Here is a 22,843-nt window from a genome sequence, read left to right on the forward strand (position 1 = left end):
TGATTTTATCTGTTTGACTTTATGCGAAGCGAGAGGAACAACAGTAACAGCAAAACACTATATAAAGAAAGGGAAGACTGTATTTGCAGGGAAAGAATACAGTTGTGGGATTTATTATGAGATATGCAGTAGCAATTGATATCGGCGGAACGAATACACGAGTTGCACTTGTTAATGAGAATCTGGAGATTACTGACAGGCAGCAGTTTCCTACAAACCCGGAAGATCCGGAAGAAACACTGGGAAAGATTGCAGATGTGATCAAAGGATATGACTGCGAGATCGTGGGAGCAGGAATGTCCTGCCCTGGACCGCTTGATCTGGTAAATGAGAAAATTATCACACCTCCGAATATCAGAGGTGACTGGTATCATTTACCGGTATCACAGAAACTGAGAGATATGATCCATATTCCGGTATATCTGAATAATGACGGAAATCTGGCAGCTCTTGCTGAAGCTGTGGCGGGAGAAGGGAAGGGTTACAGATTTGTCCAGTTCCTGACGATTTCTACAGGAATCGGATCTGGCTTTGTGATTGATAAGAAAATTTTTCAGGGAGCTCATGGATGGGCGAATGAAGTAGAGAATACGATCATGATGCAGGATGGCCCGTCTCACGGAACCATTCTTCCAGGTGGAATCGAGGCAATCAGCAGTGGAACTGCCATTACAGTAAGAGCCAGAAAAGCAGGACTGGATGTAAAACATGCAGGTGAAGTCAATGATCTGGCACTTGCCGGAAATGAAACAGCTAAGAAAATTATGGAAGATGCAAAAGTTCATCTTGCCAATTTCATCGCGGCGATTTATAATCTTGTTGACCCGGATATTGTAATTCTGGGTGGTTCAGTGGCGATTAAGATAAATGGTTTCGTAGAAGAAGTGGAAGAACTTGTGAAGAGTAAAGTTTATGAGGCACAGAGACCATTTATTAAAGTGAGAAAATCCACATTAAATGAGGACTCCGGTCTGATCGGAGCAGCATATCTTGCTTTTTCGAAGCGATAAGGTTACAGAGAGAACTGTAATATACAGAGTTATTTGACAGGAGGAGAAATCCTCCTGCACTAATTTTTAAGAGGAAAATGGCGTATAATTATGAAACGGTTGATTATAAAAAACAAAAGAAGAATCTGGATTTGGTTTCTGCTGATCGTTTTTTTGATCCTGGCGTGCAGAGCGGCCTATATTACAGGTAACAGGGTTGGACGAATGGAAAAGAATGATACAGAATCTGCGGTTCAATCCGGAGATGATGATCAGATATATAAAGTGGCAGTGTAAGTAACTGCAGAAGGTAAAATAAGGATGTTGTTCTGATTAATGACAGCATCCAGACAGAAGAAAAAAATGAATGGAGGAAATATGCTCAATCAATTTTCAAGAACAGAGCTTCTTCTGGGAAAAGAAGCAATGAATAAACTGGAGAACTCCCGTGTGGCAGTATTTGGAATCGGAGGGGTTGGAGGATATGTATGTGAAGCGCTGGTGAGAAGCGGCGTAGGTTCTTTTGACCTGATCGATGATGACAAAGTATGCCTGACTAATCTTAACAGACAGATCATTGCTACCAGAAAAACGGTAGGCCAGTATAAGACTGAGGTAATGCGAGACAGGATTCTGGAAATCAATCCGAAAGCGGATGTTCGTATCCATCAGTGCTTTTATTTGCCGGAGAATGCTTCTGATTTTGATTTTAGCGAGTATGATTATGTGGTAGATGCTGTGGATACGGTGACTGCAAAGATTGAGCTGATTATGCGTGCAAAAGAGTCCGGGACGCCGATCATCAGTAGTATGGGGGCTGGAAATAAGCTGGATGCGAGTGCGTTTCGTGTGGCGGATATTTATAAGACGAAGGTGTGTCCACTGGCGAAAGTTATGCGCAGAGAGTTGAAGAAGCGTGGTGTGAAGAAGCTGAAGGTTGTTTATTCTGAGGAGCAGCCGATCAGACCGATTGAGGATATGGCAATCAGTTGCAGGTCGCACTGTATTTGTACTCCAGGGGCGAAGCATAAGTGTACGGAGCGCAGGGATATTCCCGGCAGTGTGGCGTTTGTGCCGTCTGTGGTTGGACTGATCATTGCTGGAGAGGTTATTAAAGACTTGACTGCGGAGTGCAGAAGATAAGAAATGTTTATTTAGGATGTGCATTGTATCAGAGTGGTATGGTGCACATCTTTTTTGTGTAATTTCTATGCTGTTACTCAAATGTGGAAAATAAGATTAGTAAACTGAATTCAGTAATAAGCAGACGAAGATCCGCGTAGTCCCGGCGTTTTATTCTGAGACAACTGCGGTGATGGGAGTGGTTTGTAATATGCTGACGAAGTATTTCCAGGGGGAAGTGCTTTAAGCGGATTATCAGAGTTGTGTTTATGCGTTGCTATCTTGCAAAGTGTTGCTAAGAGCAAACGGTAACTATTTATATAGGTAAGCTATACACATATTCAATATAAAAAGAATCCTGATAAGTGGAAGACAGGTGATTCTGTCTGAGACATTATCAGGATTCTTTTTTGTACGAAAATTGTATCAGGGTTGTTTTGTTGGGGACAAGAGTGAAGTTGGACGATTTTATCAACCTGAATTAAATTATGCAGATATGGATCAATTTTTTTGATAAGTATTCTGTTTTGGGGGACAAGTCGCAAAGAGGGTGTTTTTGTTGGAAGACTGAAATTATGGGAATAATAAATAAAATATAAAGTAATGTGAAATAACTAAATTGATTAAAATACCTGTAAAATGCGCAAAAAGTATAAAAAGCAGAATCAATATAAAAGGCGCAGACCTAAAAAATATTGTGAAAACAGCACAAAATCAATGGATTTGCTATATGGAAAGTGACAGAATTAAATATAGTGTCTTGGCATTATTAAATAGTGTACTATAATGCAGTTAAAGATAACGAAGGGAGGAACGACATGGACATATACAGTATTGGAGAAATGGTGATCGACTTTATACTTGGCGAAAGAGAGGGTGAATATATAAGGAATGCAGGCGGTGATGCTGTAAATGTAGCTATTGCAGCCGCAAGAAACGGACTTGAGACTGGAATGTGCTGTTGGCGTAATCGCAGGTGCAGGTGTGTGGGCAGTACCGGATAAGGAGCGAAGATTATATACATAGATTCACCGGCAACTTTTGAGGGTGAGGCGACATTTGCAACAGATAACTATGCAGCTGGTGAGCAGGCAGGGGAAGAGATGTTGAAAATCCTGGATGAAGCCGGGATTACGGAAGGAACCATCGGACTTAAAATAAAAAAATAGTAGTAGAGCCAATATAGAAAGCTATTATAATTGACTGCATTTGCAGAAAATAGAATTTTAGCCAAATAGTATAGAATATATGCAAATTCATGTTTTTTATAAGCGACGGAAGCTGTTGACTACACTGGGGTTTCCAAGTATAATGTTTCCTGGTGAATTGGGCGGAAATACAGGCGGTTCGCCAGATACAAGTAATTGATCTTAAGAAATAAAAGGCAGGTTATATATGAATACAATTAGTGTAGAAGAACTGGAGAAGATTGATTCTTCTGAGATTACGATCGTGGATGTACGTCCGGCGGATCAGTACAGCAGAGGATCTTTTCCGGGAGCGGTAAGTATTCCGTTAGATGAATTTGATGAGAAGATGGAGTCCGTTGATAAAGATAAGACAGTGTATGTTCTGTGTCATACCGGGGACAGAAGTCAGGAATGTGTGGAGAAGTTTGCGGAAGCAGGATATGATGCTGTGAATATTGAGGGCGGATATCGTGCATATCTGAGACTCTCTCTGAGCCGTTTTATGGCGGATGATGCAGAGGAGCAGAAGAAGCAGAAGACAAAGGAAATCGAGCATAGCATTATCAAGACTTTCAGAAAGACAATCTGGAGACCTTTTACAAAGGCATTGAATGAGTATCAGCTGATCCAGGAGGGGGATAAGGTTGCTGTCTGTATTTCAGGTGGTAAAGATTCTATGCTTATGGCAAAGCTGATCCAGGAACTGCAGAGACATGGAAAGATTCATTTTGAGGCAGTTTTTCTGGTTATGAATCCGGGATACAATGCAGATAACTGGAAGATCATTCAGGAGAATGCGAAGCTTCTGGGAATTCCGTTGACTGTGTTTGAGAGTGATATTTTTGATACAGTGGCAGAGATTGAGAAGAATCCGTGTTATCTGTGTGCGAGAATGAGACGTGGTTATCTTTATTCTCATGCGAAAGAGCTGGGATGTAATAAGATTGCGCTGGGCCATCATTTCGATGATGTGATTGAGACGATTCTGATGGGTATGCTGTACAGCGGTAAGGTGGAGACTATGATGCCGAAGCTGCACAGCCAGAACTTCGAGGGAATGGAACTGATCCGTCCGATGTATCTGATCAAGGAGTCTGCAATCAAGGCATGGAGAGATACCAACGGATTGCATTTCATTCAGTGTGCATGCCGTTTCACTGAGAATTGTGTAAGCTGTGGTGGCGGCCGTGGTTCCAAGCGTGACGAGATGAAAGAACTGGTTGCGCAGTTCAGAAATACCAGCAGTGTGATCGAGACAAATATCTTTAACAGTGTGAGGGATATTAATCTTCGTACGGTTATGGGATATCACAAAGATGGAGAATATTATAACTTCCTGGATGACTATGATCAGCGCGGAAATAAGGGCGTTGATAAAGAGTGATAATATCTGCGTTTTGAAGCAGCTTTTTGGGAAAAATTCTGATAAGAGATGAAATGCTCATAGGATTTTTCGGGATGAAAATAAGTAGTTTGCAAAGCAGATAGTCTTATTACCTGAAATACTGGAATGAATAATGAGACATACAGGAAAGGACAAAAGAGAGATGACAGCAAAATATGCATTTAAGCAGTCTATCCCGATCATGGCGGGATATATCGTGCTTGGCATGGGATTTGGTGTTCTTCTGGAATCAAAAGGGTATGGTGTGCTCTGGGCGATTGCCATGAGTGTGTTTATTTATGCGGGATCTATGCAGTATGTTGCCATAGATCTGATCACAGGCGGGGCGTCTATGATCGCGACTGCACTGATAACACTGATGGTGAACGCCAGACACCTGTTTTATGGAATCTCCATGCTGGATAAATATAAGAACACGGGAAAGTATAAACCATATCTGATTTTTTCACTGACAGATGAGACGTATTCGCTGGTGTGCAGCGGGGAAATTCCTGAGGGAGTTGATAAGAATAAATATTATTTTCTGGTATCCTTATTTGATCAGTTTTACTGGGTACTGGGAAGCGTGTTGGGTTCTGTACTGGGAAGTGTGCTGAACTTTAATACAGCCGGAATTGACTTTTCTATGACTGCGCTGTCTTTGGCGGAAATAAGAAGAGGCCGGCGGTAATTGACTATCTGGCAGATGTACTGCCTTATGCGATCATGGGAATGCTGGTGGTTTACTGTCTGAAAAATGTGAGCCTGATCACAGCGCCTCATGGACTGCCGGAGCTGATCGCGTGTGTGCTGGTTGTTTTGCTGCATTTATGGAAAAGAAATACTCTGCTTAGTATTATAGCGGGAACTGTTGCTTATATGTTTTTGATACAGGTGGTATTTTGAGATTGTTTTTGAGCAGAGAAGGATAAATTGACGGCTGCAAAGTAGATATTCGGTTATGAATAAGTCGTCAGAATGACAGTTTTAATGTTTCGATTTGGAGATACAGACCAGGAGGAACTTATGACATTACAGGAGATTCTTGAAAGTGTAAAAAGCGGTTCGGTATCTGTGGAAGAAGCAGAGAGAATCCTTAAGAAAGAAAGCTATGAAGAAATGGGATATGCGAAACTGGATACAAGCCGCAAGGCAAGAACCGGATTCGCGGAGGTGATCTACTGCAGCAATAAGGCAGATGAGCATCTTCTGAACATTTTTGAAAGATTATACAGAGAAGATGGAGAGGTCTTCGGAACCAGAGCTTCCCAACATCAGTATGAACTGGTGAGAGAGAAGTTCCCGGAAGTGGAATATGATCCGATCTCACGCATTTTAAAGATAGAGAAAAAAGATAAGAAGCGCATCGGAAAGATTGCAGTCTGCTCTGCGGGAACAGCAGATATTCCGGTTGCAGAGGAAGCTGCACAGACAGCGGAATATTTTGGGACAAATGTAGAACGTATTTATGATGTGGGAGTCAGCGGAATGCATCGCTTATTTTCCCGGCTGGAGACGATCCAGAGTGCGAACTGCGTAGTTGCAGTTGCAGGCATGGAGGGAGCTCTTGCCAGTGTTATGGGCGGTCTGGTGAGCAGACCGGTGATTGCAGTGCCGACATCTGTAGGATATGGAGCAAGTATGCACGGACTTTCCGCACTTCTTACCATGATCAATTCCTGCGCAAATGGAATTGCAGTGGTGAATATTGATAATGGCTATGGTGCCGGTTATCTGGCAACACAAATTAACCGTCTGGCAGCCGGGGCAGATGAGAAGGGAAATCTTCCAACAGAAAAATAGCTACATGGACTTTTAACATATGTAATTACAATTGTGGATAAACGAGAGGATTAGTTGTTTTAAGAGCATTGTAGCAGAATCAAAAATAAGCAAATGTTACTGAGATGAAAGTAAACAGTAACAGAGAAACTGGAGGAACTTATAATTATGGGAAAAACATTATATCTGGAATGTTACTCCGGAATCAGCGGCGATATGACAGTAGCCGCACTTCTTGATCTGGGCGCTGACCAGAGAGTTCTTGACAATGTGCTGAAAAGTCTTCCGGTGTCAGGATTCCAGACTAAGGTCAGCAGAGTCGTGAAATCAGGAATAGATGCCTGCGATTTCGATGTTGTGCTGGACAAAGAGCATGAGAATCATGACCATGATATGGAGTATCTGCACGGCCATCACCATGAATCTGGTGAACATCATCATGATCATTCTGGAAATGTTCATGGACATGTCCATGAAGAAACAGCTGAACGTATTCACGATGATACGCACACAGTTCATGAACATAGATGTGATGTAGAACAGGCATATGATACAGCACATGGTCATGTGCATAGTCATGCCGCAGAACACTCACATGATCATACGCATGAGGAAACTGAACTGAATACACATGAACATACTCACAGTCATAATACAGAATCCGCGCACGGTCATCACCATCATGAGCACCGTGGCATGAAAGAGATCACTCATATCATTGAACATGGCGCAATGACAGAGAATGCAAAGAAAATCGCATTAAGAATCTTTGCAATTCTTGCGGAAGCGGAGAGCAAAGCTCACAATGTGCCGGCAGATCAGGTACATTTCCACGAGGTCGGAGCAGTAGACTCCATCGTAGATATCGTATCTGTGGCAGTCTGCCTGGATAATCTGGACATTACAGATGTAATCGTTCCTATCCTCTGTGAGGGACGCGGAACTGTCCGTTGCCAGCATGGAATCCTGCCAATTCCGGTTCCGGCAGTTGCGAATGTGGTAAGCGCAAACCATTTACACCTGAAAATGACAGAAGTAGAAGGGGAACTTGTAACTCCTACAGGTGCGGCAATCGTAGCAGCAGTGAAAACGAAAGATAAACTTCCGAAAGATTTTGAGATCCGGAAGATTGGAATCGGCGCAGGTAAACGCCAGTATGAGTGTCCGGGAATCCTAAGGGCAATGATTATCTCACAGAGCGCAGAAACAGATGAAGCAAAGGCTCAGACAGAAGAATTCAAACACCCGGAAATCGGAAATAATCCGAAAGCTGAAAATCAGGAAACCAAAGATACGATTATCAAGATGGAGACAAACATTGATGACTGCAGTGGAGAAGTTCTGGGATTTGTCATGGAGCGTCTAATGAAAGCCGGTGCCAGAGATGTGCATTATGTGCCTGTTTTTATGAAAAAGAACAGACCTGCATGGGTTCTGAATGTGATCTGTAAGGAAGAAGATATGGAAACGCTTCAGAATATTATTTTTGAAGAAACTACTACGATTGGAATTCGTTATAGCAGAATGGAACGTACGATTCTTCCCAGAGAAACGAGAACCCTTCCGACTCCATGGGGAGAAGTTCTGGCAAAGGTATGCACTTTGAATGGAAAAGAGCAGCTTTATCCGGAATATGAGAGCGTTGCACAGTTGAGCAGAGAAAAAGAGATCCCGTTTACAGAAATTTATCGTTATATTGTTTTGGCAAATAAAGAAAAATAATAACTTTCATATGTGAACCCTTTGGTTTCCCTGAGAGTACTCCACGCGAAACCAAAGGGTACTTTTGTCTTGAAATAGAGTTGTAAGAGCTGTATACTGCATGTAGTATGAAGGGAGAAAAGGAATGTTTTGCATTGGCATTTGCGATGATGATGAGGGTCTCTGCGGGGAACTGGAAAAAATGCTTTATGATTATGGAAAAGAGCATAAAATTCAGATGAATATTGATATCTGGTATCAGGGAGAAAGCCTGTGCCGGTTCCTGAGAGAAAACAAGAAGATTCTTGATGTGTTATTTCTGGATATAGAATTACTGACAACAAATGGAATTGAAGTGGGACGTTTTATAAGAGAAGAACAGGAAAACATGGAAACTGCAATTGTTTACATTTCAGCGAACAGCAGTTATGCGATGGATCTATTTCGTGTACAGCCTACAGATTTTCTGATCAAACCTTTAGACAAAATAAAAGTTGGGAATGTCATGAACAGGATTCAGAAAATTTCGGAAGTCAGAAAAGGTATTTTCGAGTACTTTGGCAGTGGATATTATTTCAAGGTGCTGTATAAAGATATTCTGTATTTCAGCAGTCAGAATAAAAAAGTGTATCTGGTTTTAAAAGACGGACAGAAAGAATTTAATGGCAAACTGAAAGAAATAGCAAAGAAAATTCCGGGAAATTTCATTCAGATTCATCAGTCGTATCTGATCAATTTTGATTATATCGAAGAATGTTCTTATGAATCTGTGAAAATGAAAAACGGAGATACAATTCCAATCAGCCAGCCATATCGGAAATCAGTGAGAAAGCAACTGGCGGAACGTGTGTGGAGGGACAGAGAGTAAATGTTTGCGTTGATAACTACATTAAGCACGAATCTTTTGCGTACATATATAATCTATCGCTTTATGAGGTTGTTCTTTTGGACAGATATTGAGGAAAAGAAAAAAGAAAGAGCCTGTTATGTATTGTTTTTTGTTTTGACAGCAGTGGTATATCTGATATTTTGTTCGCCGGGTATGAGTGTGATAACAAATATAGTGCTGATTTTTTTGATTACAGTGTGTTATGAAGGAGCATTGAAAAAGAAAATATTTGTGACACTACTTGTATATGGAACTAATATGGGATGTGATTTAGTAGCTGTTCATTTACTGACAGATTATTCAATAACAGGGAAAGTCGGTGAATGTGCTGCGTATATAACTGTACTATTATTGCTGATTTGCGATGTTATTTCAGAAAAAATCTTGATTAAGAATAAAGGAGAAGATAAAACTCCGCATGGGATGATACTGGCGGTTATTTCAGCACTTTGTCTGGCAGAATTGCTTATTGTTGAACAGGAACTAAAAAATCGTATCCTGCTGGTGTTATTTGGATGTTGTGTTTTGGCAGTTGTATTATTGATTTTCTATTTATATGATGTTCTGATAAGTGCGTATAAGAAACTGGAAGAACAATCTCTTATGGAAAAACAAATGCTCATTTATTCTCACCAGTTGGATGTGTTGATGCAATCGGAAGAGAAAGTAAAAGCTCTACGCCATGATATGAAAAATCATCTGGGAGAACTTGCACTTATGGCTGGAAATCAGAATAATGAAGAAATTCGGAAATATATACAGGACATGGGGGAGTATATGCAGAACCAGTCTGAACTGGTCAGCTGTGGGAATAAGAATCTTGACAGTTTGCTGAATTATCTTCTGGGACAGGCAAAAAAGAAACTGAATCATGTAGAGTATGAGGTACGGGTACCATCTGATTTGTGTATATCAGCATTTGATCTGAATGTGATTTTGGGAAACCTGACAGAGAACGCAATAGAAGCAGCAGAACAGACGAAAGATAAATGGATGTCAGTGGATATATACTATGAAAAGGGCATGCTTTCCATGGAAATAAAAAACAGCTTTCAACATGAATTGGCTGTAGAGAAAAATAAATTATTGTCAACGAAGGAAGAAAAAGGACATGGCATTGGTCTTGCAAATGTCAGGAAGATGGTAGAGAAATATCAGGGATTTATGGATGTTTCGAATACAAATCAGATTTTTACTGTAAAGGTAATGCTGTACTTATAAATTATGTAGAATCTATGAAAGATAGTGTAGTGGTAGGACTGCGCTGTCTTTTATTTTGCAGAAAATTAGTCAAGAGGGAAAATATTGTGAAAGAAAACCTTATAAAAAACCACAATATGTTCTGAAAAAACGAATTTCGCCAATTTATATATGAATTTCGCCGTTTCAGAAAATTTTGCGATAAATATGTTATTATTCAAATACAAGGTAAGAAGAAATGAATATATCTGGAACTGTAACACCGTAAGGAAGCAAAAAATGAGTTGTACAGAAAAGCCCTGTACAACTCATTTTTAGGAGGAATAGATATGAGAAAAAAAATACTATTAACGATGATGTTGCTGACAGTTTGTGCTAGTGGAACTAATTCTATATTTGCAACTGAAAATGTGGAAAAAAACGAGATTGAAGTGTATGAAATATCACTTAAAAAATTTGATTACAATAAGGTTTGTGAGTGGTTATTGGAAAAAGAACCACAGGAATGTAATATAATATCTCAGAAAAATGGAAGCCTTATTATAGAGTCAGAAGAAAGCAGTGTTTATGTTAATGAAGGGACGATAGAATATAAAAAAGATGATATGACATCAGATATAGAAACACTGTGTTTTTATTATATTTTACCTGGATTAATAGACATAAATGAGTTTGTGAACGCTGATTCAGTAGAGATGGTAGATGACAGCGAAGATGAGAGAATAAAAAATCAAATAGAACATATCTGTGAATTTAAAGAAAATGAAACACTTCAGTTAATCCGTTCCTGTAAACTGAGCAAAGAGACTCTGGTGGAAGTATCAGAAAAATTGAAACAGTATGGTGAAGAAAATATAGATACATCTGCCTGGAACGCTGAAGAATATACAGGGTTGGAATATGAAATTTTAAAAGATGGAATTCCGGTTATGGGATCAGAAGAACCGACACAAGGATATTATCTGGACATACAACAGGCAATTCCGGCATATGTCAGAGTTTTAATGGGAGATGGAAAGTTAATAGGCGTTAGTATTCAGGAGATGTTTGAAGAGAAAAGTGTATATAGTACTCCGATTCTGTCGTCAGAAGAAGCTCTTGGGATATTACAGAAAGAAGATGAGGAAATAATTTCAGATAAAACCGGAGAAATTGAAGAAATAAAACTTGAGTATGTAATGATTCCGGATTGGACAACAGAAATTTCAAAACCAATAGAATTAAGACCATACTGGTGCATTATTAAAAATGTTGAGGAAGATGGTGAACAGTACACTACAGCCGATAGAATTAATGCTATAACAGGTGGAGATTTGTCATATGGCGAATAGGAAAATAATTATTTTATCAAAATGTCTGATTTCCGCATTATTTGTGAGTTTTTGTATACCGGCAGACAGTTTGGATATTTTTATGGCAGCTATAAAAAACAGAAGTAATCTGGATATTCACTATTTCTGGATGAATTCAATTATTTATGGTGGTATTTATGGATATTATTTTATCTATATATTAGCCGGAATGCCTTATGCAGACTCGTTTTGCTGTGAATATTGTCAGGGCATTTGGCGATATCTTATAATGCGTATGGGAACAAAGAAATATGCTGTCAGGAAGTTTATAATAGCTTTTTGCCTGGGAGGACTAACAGCTTCGGGTGGTGGTTTGCTTTTTATAACTGCTTTAAAAAGTGTATTACCTTTATTTCAGAGTGGCAGAGCAATAGAGGTTACTTTTTTGCCATGTAGTGAAATTTTGATAAAGAATCCGGAAAAATATTTTTTGATTATGTTATATATTATGCTTTTGGCAGGGGGAATGTGGACAACTATTAGTGTTTGTATTTCTGCATATTGCCCTGTGAATTATTTTGTACATTTAATTCCTTTTATAGGCATTTTTTTATTAACAAGATTTAATTCTATGCTCCATTTACCTGATAAGTGGCGTTTAGACTTTTGGCTTTGCGGAAGGGCAGGATTGGAGCAACCATATGTTTATATTTTACTGTTAACAGTCAGTGTTACTATTTTAACGAGTATATGTTGCTGGTTGTTTTATAAAAAAGTAAAGTGGAGAGTTTTAAATGAATGAGAGTTTATATAGAAGTATTATGGTGTGCAGATATAGATTAAAGGATAGATTTTTTAATAGAAGGTTATGGATAACAGGAAGTGTTTTTTCTGTTTTTTTATATATTGCTGAGGAGGGAGTACGCAAATTTTCTATTCAGACCGGGGAGAAAATCACACCCTGGATTTTTCCGTTTCTGACAAGTGACTGGATTTGTCAGATGCTGATTTCAGGATATTTTCTTTGGTTGATTACAGGATTTTGTGATAAAAAGGAATCTGATAATTATGTGATTGCACGTGCCGGGAAAATCATATGGAAAACAGGAAGCTGTATTGCTATAATAGTTGCTGCTTTTTTATATACATTGAGTTTAGCAGTAGTATCAATCGCTGTTCTTTTTCCGCATGTAAAATTTTCATTAACATGGGGAAAAATATGGAAAACTTTAGCGGTAATAGATAAATCAAAGTATGATGTGCAGATAAATATTCTGCCTTCTATCAGCAGAAATAACTGTGCAGTGGAAGCATTTTTGAAAGCGGAAATACTTCAGCTTCTATGTATATGCTGGTTAGCGTTTCTTATGTATTTTATTTATGATTTATCAGAAAAAGTGATAGGAATTTATATCACATATGTTTTTATTTTTCTGGACGTTATGCTTACCAATACTATGTTGGAGAAATTTTATGTTTTTTCACCTTTAACGTTAGTTCAGCTTGGAAATTATTCGATAGAAACAGCAAAATACGGGATTAGTTTTGATTCTTCAATAAAGTTTTATTTGTTTGGTATTGTGATATTTGTATCAGGAATATTATTTCATGATTTTATAAAATGGAGAAAATAAATTGGGGAACATTATTGAAATAAAACACTTAACGAAAAAGATAGAAAATCAGTTGATTCTCTCAGATATTAATTTATGTTTTGAAGAGGAACATATTTATGGAATTGTTGGACGCAATGGATCAGGAAAAACTGTGCTGCTAAAATGTATATGTGGCTTAATGGAAGCGACACAGGGAGAGGTGATTTTTAATGGAAAAAGATTGAAGAAAGATATGGAATACATAGATCAGTTAGGGTTTCTGATTGAGCGTCCAGGATTTTTGGAAAAGCTTTCCGCATATGAGAATCTTAGATACATTGCATCCATTAAAAGAATTGCGGGAAAAAAAGAAATTGAGGAAAGTCTACGAAAAGTAAACCTTGATCCATGTGACAAGAAAAAGGTTGGAAAATACTCTTTGGGTATGAAACAACGGCTGGGGATAGCACAGGCTTTTATGGAAAATCCTGAAATTCTGATTTTAGATGAACCAACAAATGGTTTAGACGAATCCGGAGTAAAATTAATAAGAGAATTATTACTTGATTTGAAGAAAAGAAGAAAAATTATTGTGATAGCCAGTCATTATCAGGAAGATATAGATTTATTATGTGATAAAGTATATGTGATTCAGAATGGAAAAATATGTGAAAAGCCACATGAGAAATATTGGGAAGTTTGATATGTATTATTTGAAAAAATAACAATGCAAAAAACAGCCATATATCTGAGTGAATATTTCAGTATTCATCAAATGTATGTGGCTGTTTCTTTTTGTTTTTCTATTATTTCTGAGGTAACTGTTTTTACAGATATATGCTGGGATTACAGAGTGCTTACCCCGTCATCATCATAACGGTCATATTCAGCTCCCTCATATCCGATCATGCGGATAGTAGAAGGATCGATATCCTTTACTGTCTGTGCAACATCAGCAACCGGGATTGCTTTTCCCTTGCGGATGAACAGTGGAACTTCATTCAGGGCAACTTCTACATAGTGATGTCCTTTTTCAAGAATCTCCTGAGAAATTGTTCCGTCAGGCAGGAATTTTACGAACATCATTTCTTCCGGCAGATATACATAGCGGCCTTTTGCATTCTGTGTGTAAACTGGTGCGATCATGATTTCGTTTCCAAGGAGAAGCTGGTCCTCTACCTGAGTTGCGAATGCATCGTCTGTGTAGTCAAATGCCAGCGGACGGAACATCATGTCGTCGTTTAATGCTGCTTTCATGTATTCACTGTACAGATATGGAACAAGGCGATATCTGACACCGATCACATGGCGGAAGTCTTCGATATTTTCAAACTGGTAAGCTTCCTGTTCTCTGGTTCCCAGAGCGGAGTGGTTTCTCATAAGAGGTGTGAATACACCCAGTGCCAGCCAGCGCAGTACCAGGTCACGTGTGGTATCTGCACCGAATCCGCCCAGATCTGCTCCTGTGTAAAGGAAACCGCACATATTCAGGGATGGAAGCATCTTTAAGTTCAGAAGGATGTGTGACCACCAGGATTTGTTGTCTCCCATCCAGATTCCGCCGTATCTGTGCATTCCCACATAGGAGGAACGGGAGAACATCAGAAAACGTTTGCCAGGTGCGATTTTTTCAAATGCTTCACCTGCTGCACGGGTCATGTTATAGCCAAACAGGTTATGTACCTTGTCGTGGCGGATTTTCTGACCGTTTACATTGTGATAGAAGCGTTTGTAATCTTCCGGATTATTTGCAAGGGCGTTTACTTTATCACCGAGTGTAAATCCAGGTGCTTCTTCCTTGTCCATGAAGTTGTCTTTGATGTATTCTTTTAATTCAGCAACGCCTTCCGGTGTACAGAACATTGCAGGTTCGTTCATGTCATTCCAGAAACCGTCGATTCCTTTGGAAATGAGACGTTCGTATTTCTGTCCGAACCATGCTCTGGCATCTGCGTTCAGGACATCAGGGAAATGAGTCCAGCCCGGCCATACAGCGGAAACGAAATCACTTCCGTCTTCACGTTTGCAGAAGTAGTTCTTCTCAACGCCTTCTTCATAAACATCATAGCCAGCCTCTACCTTGACACCTGCATCGATGATCGGGACAAGGTGGATGCCTTTTTCTTTCATTTCATTGACATAGGCCTCAAAGTCAGGAAAGTTTTCCTGATTGACTGTGAAATCTTTGTAGTCTTCCATGTAATCGATATCCATGTATACCATATCGATCGGAATATTGTTTTCACGATATCCGTCAGCGGCTTTTTTGAAATCGTCAGCAGTTGTATATCCCCAACGGCTCTGACCGAAACCAAATGCGAATTTAGGCGGGATATAGCTTCTTCCGATGATTTTACGGAACTGTTTTACGATATCGTAAGGAGTTTCGCCCTCGATCACATACAGATAAAGGTCTGCATCCTCACAGGTGATCTTTAACTGGGAAGAGAGTGTGTAACCGATATCAAACTTCAGTTTTCCGGGATAATCAACGAAGAGACCGAAAGTCTGTTTTCCGGAGATTACGATGAAGTTGTGTGCTCCGTAGAGGGAGATTTTATCTTCTGTATGGTTTGGCTGGTCGGAACAGTTGCTTTCATAAACGTATCCACGTTTGTTGATTCCGCGGTTTGATTCGCCCAGACCATAGACAACATCGTTGTCATCCATGTCATAAGTAAAAGAGAAGCCGTTCTCTGTGGAGATAGTTCCGTATGCAGGAGTCCCCTCAGAAGCCGGGATGGAAGTTACGATGGCATCGGTTTCAAATGGGGTTCCGTAAGTATATTTCTGAATCATTTTGTCATGTCCTCCTTAGGTTGAAAAATGTTAAATTAATAACTGAAGCGTTTAAGTACTATTGGAAAATACACAGGTGTTTTCCTTGATTTTCTATCTATAATAATAGAGGGCTGAGTGGAGAAATGCTACTGAAATTATGACAAATTTATACGTTATTTTGACTTTTGATCAAACTGTGAAGCAGAGATACAGGTATGGCAGGCAGTAGAGCGGATGGTTTTAGTTGTTTGTTCCGATAATCTGTTATGCTTTAATGCTTTATCTTAATAGAATTTTTCTGTACATACGGTGAAAAAAGTGCTAAACTGTTATTATTACACGAAAGAAAGGTTTATTTAACATGCTTCAGACAATTGAATCCATCAATAACGTCGTAAATAATTTTATCTGGGGTGTCCCGGCTATGATCTGTATTATCGGCGTAGGGCTTTACCTGAGCCTGCGGACTGGTTTTGTCCAGATCCGCAAATTCCCGTATGCGCTTAAAACCACACTGGGAAGAATTTTTAAGAAAAAAGAGGCCTCTGACGGTTCCATGACACCTTTCCAGGCAGTCTGTACTGCGTTGGCAGGTACAGTAGGTACTGGAAATATCGCCGGTGTTGCCGGAGCTATCGCCATCGGTGGTCCGGGCGCTGTATTCTGGATGTGGGTTTCCGCGCTCCTTGGAATGTGCACGAAATTTACAGAGGTTACCCTTGCAGTACACTTCCGTGAGAGAAACAGACATGGAGATTATGTAGGCGGACCTATGTATTATATTAAGAACGGTCTGGGAAAGAATTGGAGATTTCTTGCGGTTCTTTATTCTGCATTCGGTGTACTGACTGTATTTGGAACAGGTAATGCTACTCAGGTAAATACCATTACAACAGCAATTGACACAGCTCTTATTAACTTTAATGTGATTTCAGAGTCTTCCACAGGCAGACTGAATCTGATCCTTGGAATTGTGATCACGCTGCTGGTTGGTATGGTACTGCTGGGTGGTATCAAGCGAATCGGAAGTGTTTCCGAGAAGCTGGTGCCCTTTATGGCATTGTTTTATATTGTACTTGCATTGGGTGTTGTGATCTTAAATATCGGAAGAGTTCCGGCAGTTTTCCATGATATTGTTTATGGAGCCTTTAATCCGTCAGCAGTGACAGGCGGTGTGATCGGAAGTTTTTTCCTCAGTATGAAAAAGGGTGTTTCCAGAGGTATTTTCTCCAATGAAGCCGGACTTGGTACAGGGTCTATCGCTCATGCCTGTGCAGATACAAGCAAACCTGTAAAACAGGGTATGTTTGGTATCTTTGAGGTATTTGCAGATACGATCGTGATCTGTACTCTGACAGCACTTGTGATCCTTGTAAGCGGCGTGCCGGTAAATTACGGTGCAGCGGCAGGTGCAGAACTTACAATTTCCGGATTTACTGCTACATACGGAGGCTGGGTTTCTATCTTTACGGCAGTTGCCATGTGTTGCTTTGCATTTTCAACGATTATCGGATGGGGACTTTACGGAGCACGCTGTATTGAATTTTTATTCTCTGCAAAAGTTATCCGCCCATTTATGATTGCCTATTCATTAGTGGCAATCCTTGGTGCAACTGTAAATCTGGGACTTCTCTGGAGCATTGCTGAGACATTCAACGGTCTCATGGCAATCCCCAACTTAATTGGTGTATTTCTGCTTTCAGGAACTGCCATTACACTTACGAAAGAGTATTTCGCACAGAAGAATTAACATTAATAGCCCGGAGAGTAATTTTCCGGGCTATTGTTTTGCCCATAACTTGCATGATGCGGAAAAATATGTTATATAATAAACAGAGAAAAATATTCTCTTCACCATAATATGAGATGAGTGACGGTTCTGACTCATCGGTAAAATAAAAATTGACCGAGTGAAGAATGTAGAGGGAGGAAAATTAGTTTTCCTCTCTTTTTTCATTAGAGCTAATAGAGCATGAGGAGAAAAATATGAAACCAATTGCACACATAGAAAATGATTTCCCGACTAAATTCGGCATCCCCAGACAAAGCGGCCGTGTAGAAGCTCTGAAAGCAAGGATTGTATTCGAACCGGAGTATCGCAATGTGGATGCCTGCCGTGGATTGGAAGAATTTAGCCACATCTGGTTGATCTGGGAGTTTTCAGAGGCGAAAAGAACAAAGTGGTCACCGACTGTCCGCCCGCCGAGGCTTGGCGGAAACGTAAGAAAGGGAGTTTTTGCCACCAGATCTCCGTTCCGCCCAAACTCCATAGGTTTATCTTGCGTGAAACTTACAAAAGTAGCTCTGGATGAGCCAGACAGTCCCGTAATCTATGTAGAGGGTGCGGACTTAATGAACGGCACACCGATTTTTGACATAAAACCATACATTCCGTATGCGGACTGTCATCCTGAAGCAACAGGGAGCTTTGCTGAATTTGCCAGAGACTATCATCTGAATGTAGAATTTCCACCGGAACTTCTGAAAAAAATCCCGCCCAAAAGCCGCGAAGCATTAATGGCAGTACTTGCAGACGACCCGCGTCCTGCATACCAGAATGATCCGGAACGTTCCTATGGAATGCCGTTTGGAGACAAAGACATTCATTTCCGCGTAAATGGGGATACTCTGCGAGTCCATGATGTAACAGATTTTGTAAAAAAACAGCAGGAATCTGCCGCGGATTGTGAAAAATAACTATTTTCAGATATTTCTGCAAGAAAAGCTTGCAAAATTCTAGTTTATTCAATAAAATATTAAACAGACTTTATGTTAGTAGAGTGACAAAGACTAACAGGCTGCTGTTTACTTTGTGAACAGTAACAATAACAGTTCTCAGACAGGAACCTGACCGGAGAGTTTGATGATAGTGAGGCAGGAGACTGATGAGGAACAATAAGGCAAGAATGAGAGTTGTCTGGAAATACTAAGTGACATATGAGGAGCAGGAAAGATGAAGAAAATTGTAAAATTCGGAGGAAGTTCTCTGGCAAATGCACAGCAGTTTGAGAAAGTAGGAGAGATCATCAGAAGTGATGAGAGCAGACGTTATGTGGTTCCGTCCGCACCTGGAAAGAGATTTGACGGAGATACCAAAGTTACCGATTTACTTTATAAATGCTACAACATCGCAGTACAGGGCGAAGATTTCGGAGCTGTTTTACAGGAAATCAAAGAGAGATACTACGAGATCATCCGTGGTCTGAAACTGGACCTTTCTTTAGAAGACGAATTTGCACAGATCGAAAAAGATTTTAAGGCTCAGGCAGGTTCTGATTATGCAGCATCCAGGGGTGAGTTCCTCAATGGTAAAGTAATGGCAGCTTACCTTGGCTATGAATTTGTAGACGCAGCAACCGTGATCCGTTTCGATAAGAACGGAAACTTCGATGCAGACAAGACAGACAAGCTTCTTTCCAAGAGACTGGCCAAATGTGAACGTGCTGTAATCCCGGGATTCTACGGAGCATATGAAGATGGAACAGTTAAGACATTCTCCAGAGGCGGCTCTGATGTAACAGGTTCTCTTGTTGCAAAAGCAATCAAAGCAGACCTCTATGAGAACTGGACAGATGTTTCCGGTTTCCTTGTAACAGACCCGAGAATCGTAGAGAATCCGGCAGTGATCGAGACGATCACATACAGAGAACTTCGTGAGCTTTCTTACATGGGTGCAACCGTTCTTCATGAAGATGCAATCTTCCCTGTTCGTAAAGAGGGAATCCCGATCAACATCAAGAATACAAATAAACCGGAAGATAAAGGTACTTTCATCGTAGAGAGCACATGCAAGAAACCGAAATATACAATTACCGGTATTGCCGGAAAGAAAGGCTTCTGCTCCATCAATATCGAGAAATCCATGATGAACAGCGAAGTTGGTTTCGGACGTAAAGTTCTTCAGGTGTTCGAAGATCAGGGAATCAGCTTTGAACATATCCCATCCGGAATCGATACACTGACTGTATATGTACATCAGGATGAATTTGAGGAAAAAGAACAGCAGGTAATCGCAGGAATCCACCGTGCAGTACAGCCGGATTTCGTAGAAATGGAATCTGACCTTGCACTGATCGCAGTTGTAGGTCGTGGTATGAAATCCCAGAGAGGTACAGCAGGCAGAATCTTCTCTGCACTTGCCCATGCAAATGTAAACGTTAAGATGATCGACCAGGGATCCAGTGAGCTGAACATCATCATCGGTGTTGAGAACAGAGATTTCGAAGCTGCTGTAAAAGCAATTTATGATATTTTTGTACTTACTCAGATCTAATTAACACATTAGACAATGAGCTGAATTTTGAAGATTCAGCCATACAGAAGTTGAAGAATGTAACAGGCCGCCGGGAATCTGTATATAGATTTCCGGTGGCTTTTGCGTTTTATGAATGAGGAAGATGTGCTATAATCGTATATTATACCTGAAGGAATAATTAGGCATTAGGTGATCAGGCGAATTGGTCAGTGGATAACTCATATGGTGAGGAAAAATAACTTTTAGGATGCAGGAGGCAGACATGGAGAAACCGTTGGTTCGCATTTCCGTCAGAAATCTGGTGGAGTTTATACTGAAAAGCGGTGACCTTGACAACCGCAGAGGTTCTGCGGACAAAGAAGCAATGCTGAAAGGCAGCAGACTTCACAGAAAGATACAAGGCCGTATGGGAAGCCACTACAGAGCAGAGATTTCCCTGAAATATATAACAGAATACGAAGATGTGGACATTCAGGTAGAGGGCAGAGCTGATGGGATATTCGCGGAAGATGATCAGTATTACATTGATGAGATTAAGGGCATTTATGCAGATGTCAGTCAGCTTGAGAAGCCGGTAGAAGTCCACCGTGCCCAGGCAATGTGCTATGCGTGGATCTATGCCCAGGAGCAGCAGCTTGAGAAGATCGGAGTGCAGATGACCTACGGAAATCTGGATACAGAGGAACTTCGATATTTCCGGGAAGACCATATGCTGGAAGAACTCAGACAATGGTATCAGGATCTGTTGGATAGATATCACAAATGGATCGCCTATCAGCTTGCATGGGAAAAAGAGAGGAATGCATCCATGATTAATCTGGAGTTTCCTTTTGAATATCGGGAGGGACAGCGGAAAATCGTATCCAGTGTATACCATACGATATCCACAGAACGCCAGATTTTTATTCAGGCACCTACAGGCGTAGGCAAAACCATGTCTACGATCTTTCCAGCGGTAAGAGCAGTCGGTGCAGGAATGGGCGAAAATATCTTCTATCTTACAGCAAAGACGATCACCAGAACCGTAGCAGAAGAAGCCTTTTCCATATTGAGGGAGCATGGTCTGAAATTCAAAGTGATCACCATCACTGCAAAAGAAAAATTATGCTTCTGCGATAAAGTAGAATGCAATCCGGAGAACTGTCTCTGGGCAAGAGGACATCTGGACAGGGTCAATGATGCGGTCTATGAGTTGTGGACTACGCAGGACAGATATGACAGGGAAACTCTGCTTGAGTATGCAAAAAAGTGGCAGGTATGCCCGTTTGAACTATGTCTGGATCTTGCAGTCTGGGTAGATGCAGTGATCTGCGATTATAATTATGTATTTGACCCGAATGTATATCTGAAGAGATTTTTCGGAGAAGGAACTTCGGGAGATTATATCTTCCTGATCGACGAAGCACACAATCTGGTGGACAGAGGCAGGGAAATGTACAGCGCCTATGTGGACAGAGCAGATGTACTGGAAGCAAAGAAGCTGGCAGCAGATTACAGCAAAGGCCTTGTAAAGGCATTGGAAAAGGTAAACCGGCACCTGCTTACGCTGGAAAAGGAATGTGGAGATTACGAAATCCTGCAGAATCCGGGTGCTGTTTCTCTGAGTATGCTGCAGGTCATGGGTGAAATGGATAAACTGCTGGAAGAGCTTCATGGAAAAGAATTGCCGGAACAGCTCCTGGAATTTTATTTCTGCGTCAGAGATTTTCTGAATATTGATGAACTGTTGGATGAGAATTATGTGGTCTATACAGAAATCGGAGATCAGGGAAAAGTAGTCCTGCGGCTTTTCTGCGTAAATCCTGCGGCAAACATCGACAGATGCCTGGAGAAAGGAAAGAGTACCGTGTTCTTTTCAGCAACGCTTCTTCCTATGGACTATTACCGGACGCTTCTGAGCACCAGAAAGGACGACTATGGGATTTATGTTCCGTCACCTTTTCAACAGGAGAAGCGATGTATTCTTACAGGCCGTGATGTGAGCAGCCGTTACACCAGAAGAGGATATGAGGAGTATCACAGGATCGCGTCGTATATTGCCAGAACAGTATGGACGAGAAAAGGAAATTATATGGTATTCTTTCCTTCCTATAAATTTATGGAAGATGTGCTGGATGTGTATGAAAATGAATTTTCAGTTGATTGGGTGCGCTGTATTGCGCAGACATCGGGAATGCACGAACAGGAGAAAGAAGAGTTTCTGGAAGAGTTTTCTACATCAGAGGGGACACTGGTAGGATTTTGCGTGATGGGCGGTATTTTCTCGGAAGGAATTGACCTGATGGGAGAGAAATTGATCGGGGCGATCATTGTGGGAACCGGCCTGCCGCAGATTGGAATACAGAGAGAAATACTGAGACAATATTATGATAAAAAAGGAGCCAGCGGGTTTGACTATGCCTATCGTTATCCGGGAATGAATAAAGTACTGCAGTCTGCAGGGCGAGTGATCAGAACGCAGGAAGATACAGGAATCATACTTCTACTGGATGAACGTTTCGCGGGAAGCGATTACCGGAATCTCTTTCCGGCAGAATGGTCTGACCGCGGAAACTGCACTTTAAATACAGTAGAAGAACAGCTTGATCATTTCTGGAATAGCGTAAAGGAAAGTGGACAGTTATCAAATCAGGAAAATGGCAGTGCTCAAGATTAAAAAGCAG

Annotated in this window: 20 protein-coding genes; 19 read left to right on the forward strand and 1 reads right to left on the reverse strand. The window is 40.6% G+C overall.

Features of this window, described 5'->3' with window-relative positions; all coding sequences use genetic code 11:
* Positions 1 to 83 precede the first annotated feature (83 nt).
* The 15 genes from KQI87_RS12250 (at position 84) to KQI87_RS12320 (ending at position 13,847) form a co-directional block, all read left to right on the forward strand.
* Positions 84 to 1,010 carry an ROK family protein gene (locus tag KQI87_RS12250; RefSeq protein ID WP_253292506.1) on the forward strand — a complete coding sequence of 309 codons (927 nt, stop codon included), beginning with the start codon at positions 84 to 86 and terminating at the stop codon, positions 1,008 to 1,010.
* A gap of 90 nt (positions 1,011 to 1,100) precedes the next feature.
* Positions 1,101 to 1,286, forward strand: a complete 186-nt coding sequence (locus KQI87_RS12255; RefSeq protein ID WP_216460390.1) for a hypothetical protein — start codon at positions 1,101 to 1,103, stop codon at positions 1,284 to 1,286.
* 81 nt (positions 1,287 to 1,367) lie between these two features.
* A complete protein-coding gene (locus tag KQI87_RS12260; RefSeq protein ID WP_216460444.1) occupies positions 1,368 to 2,132 on the forward strand; it encodes a tRNA threonylcarbamoyladenosine dehydratase in 765 nt (254 codons plus the stop codon).
* Positions 2,133 to 2,929: 797 nt separating this feature from the next.
* Positions 2,930 to 3,115 (forward strand): hypothetical protein, encoded by a 186-nt coding sequence (locus KQI87_RS12265; protein WP_216460391.1) that lies wholly within the window; start codon positions 2,930 to 2,932, stop codon positions 3,113 to 3,115.
* A 391-nt stretch (positions 3,116 to 3,506) separates the two neighbouring features.
* A complete protein-coding gene (locus KQI87_RS12270; protein ID WP_216460392.1) occupies positions 3,507 to 4,685 on the forward strand; it encodes an ATP-binding protein in 1,179 nt (392 codons plus the stop codon).
* Between the two features lie 163 nt (positions 4,686 to 4,848).
* Positions 4,849 to 5,376, forward strand: coding sequence for an AzlC family ABC transporter permease (locus KQI87_RS12275; protein WP_216460393.1), 528 nt, complete (start codon positions 4,849 to 4,851; stop codon positions 5,374 to 5,376).
* A gap of 20 nt (positions 5,377 to 5,396) precedes the next feature.
* Positions 5,397 to 5,591 carry a branched-chain amino acid transporter permease gene (locus KQI87_RS17300; RefSeq protein ID WP_334300744.1) on the forward strand — a complete coding sequence of 65 codons (195 nt, stop codon included), beginning with the start codon at positions 5,397 to 5,399 and terminating at the stop codon, positions 5,589 to 5,591.
* A 120-nt stretch (positions 5,592 to 5,711) separates the two neighbouring features.
* Positions 5,712 to 6,488, forward strand: a complete 777-nt coding sequence (gene larB, locus KQI87_RS12285; protein ID WP_216460394.1) for a nickel pincer cofactor biosynthesis protein LarB — start codon at positions 5,712 to 5,714, stop codon at positions 6,486 to 6,488.
* A 147-nt stretch (positions 6,489 to 6,635) separates the two neighbouring features.
* The gene (larC, locus tag KQI87_RS12290; RefSeq protein ID WP_216460395.1) at positions 6,636 to 8,189 is read left to right on the forward strand and encodes a nickel pincer cofactor biosynthesis protein LarC; all 1,554 of its coding nucleotides are present in this window, start codon (positions 6,636 to 6,638) and stop codon (positions 8,187 to 8,189) included.
* A 124-nt stretch (positions 8,190 to 8,313) separates the two neighbouring features.
* Positions 8,314 to 9,036: a LytR/AlgR family response regulator transcription factor gene (locus KQI87_RS12295; RefSeq protein ID WP_195999234.1), complete on the forward strand. Its 723-nt coding sequence runs from the start codon at positions 8,314 to 8,316 to the stop codon at positions 9,034 to 9,036.
* A 234-nt stretch (positions 9,037 to 9,270) separates the two neighbouring features.
* On the forward strand, positions 9,271 to 10,278 hold the full coding sequence (locus tag KQI87_RS12300; protein WP_167343391.1) for a sensor histidine kinase: 1,008 nt from the start codon (positions 9,271 to 9,273) through the stop codon (positions 10,276 to 10,278).
* Between the two features lie 308 nt (positions 10,279 to 10,586).
* On the forward strand, positions 10,587 to 11,588 hold the full coding sequence (locus tag KQI87_RS12305) for a hypothetical protein (protein ID WP_216460396.1): 1,002 nt from the start codon (positions 10,587 to 10,589) through the stop codon (positions 11,586 to 11,588).
* Entirely contained in the window at positions 11,578 to 12,351 is a 774-nt protein-coding gene (locus tag KQI87_RS12310) for a hypothetical protein (protein WP_216460397.1), read from the forward strand. The genes KQI87_RS12305 and KQI87_RS12310 overlap by 11 nt, the downstream gene beginning before the upstream one ends.
* Complete coding sequence (locus tag KQI87_RS12315; RefSeq protein ID WP_216460398.1) at positions 12,344 to 13,183, forward strand: hypothetical protein; 840 nt, start codon at positions 12,344 to 12,346, stop codon at positions 13,181 to 13,183. The genes KQI87_RS12310 and KQI87_RS12315 overlap by 8 nt, the downstream gene beginning before the upstream one ends.
* Position 13,184: 1 nt before the next feature.
* Positions 13,185 to 13,847 (forward strand): ATP-binding cassette domain-containing protein, encoded by a 663-nt coding sequence (locus KQI87_RS12320; RefSeq protein ID WP_216460399.1) that lies wholly within the window; start codon positions 13,185 to 13,187, stop codon positions 13,845 to 13,847.
* Between the two features lie 143 nt (positions 13,848 to 13,990).
* On the opposite strand, the gene KQI87_RS12325 is transcribed toward KQI87_RS12320, so the two are convergent.
* Entirely contained in the window at positions 13,991 to 15,943 is a 1,953-nt protein-coding gene (locus KQI87_RS12325; RefSeq protein WP_173700861.1) for a glycoside hydrolase family 31 protein, read from the reverse strand.
* Between the two features lie 343 nt (positions 15,944 to 16,286).
* On the opposite strand from KQI87_RS12325, the gene KQI87_RS12330 reads away from it, so the two are divergent.
* The 4 genes from KQI87_RS12330 to KQI87_RS12345 all read left to right on the forward strand — a co-directional run bounded on the left by KQI87_RS12330 (position 16,287) and on the right by KQI87_RS12345 (position 22,836).
* Positions 16,287 to 17,675, forward strand: a complete 1,389-nt coding sequence (locus KQI87_RS12330; RefSeq protein ID WP_216460400.1) for an alanine/glycine:cation symporter family protein — start codon at positions 16,287 to 16,289, stop codon at positions 17,673 to 17,675.
* Between the two features lie 236 nt (positions 17,676 to 17,911).
* Entirely contained in the window at positions 17,912 to 18,622 is a 711-nt protein-coding gene (gene tsaA, locus KQI87_RS12335) for a tRNA (N6-threonylcarbamoyladenosine(37)-N6)-methyltransferase TrmO (RefSeq protein WP_216460401.1), read from the forward strand.
* 256 nt (positions 18,623 to 18,878) lie between these two features.
* Complete coding sequence (locus KQI87_RS12340) at positions 18,879 to 20,198, forward strand: aspartate kinase (protein WP_216460402.1); 1,320 nt, start codon at positions 18,879 to 18,881, stop codon at positions 20,196 to 20,198.
* Between the two features lie 244 nt (positions 20,199 to 20,442).
* The gene (locus KQI87_RS12345) at positions 20,443 to 22,836 is read left to right on the forward strand and encodes an ATP-dependent DNA helicase (protein ID WP_216460403.1); all 2,394 of its coding nucleotides are present in this window, start codon (positions 20,443 to 20,445) and stop codon (positions 22,834 to 22,836) included.
* Positions 22,837 to 22,843: the final 7 nt, after the last annotated feature.

The sequence above is a fragment of the Blautia sp. MSJ-9 genome (assembly GCF_018919065.1).
Classification (GTDB): Bacteria; Bacillota; Clostridia; order Lachnospirales; family Lachnospiraceae; genus Blautia_A.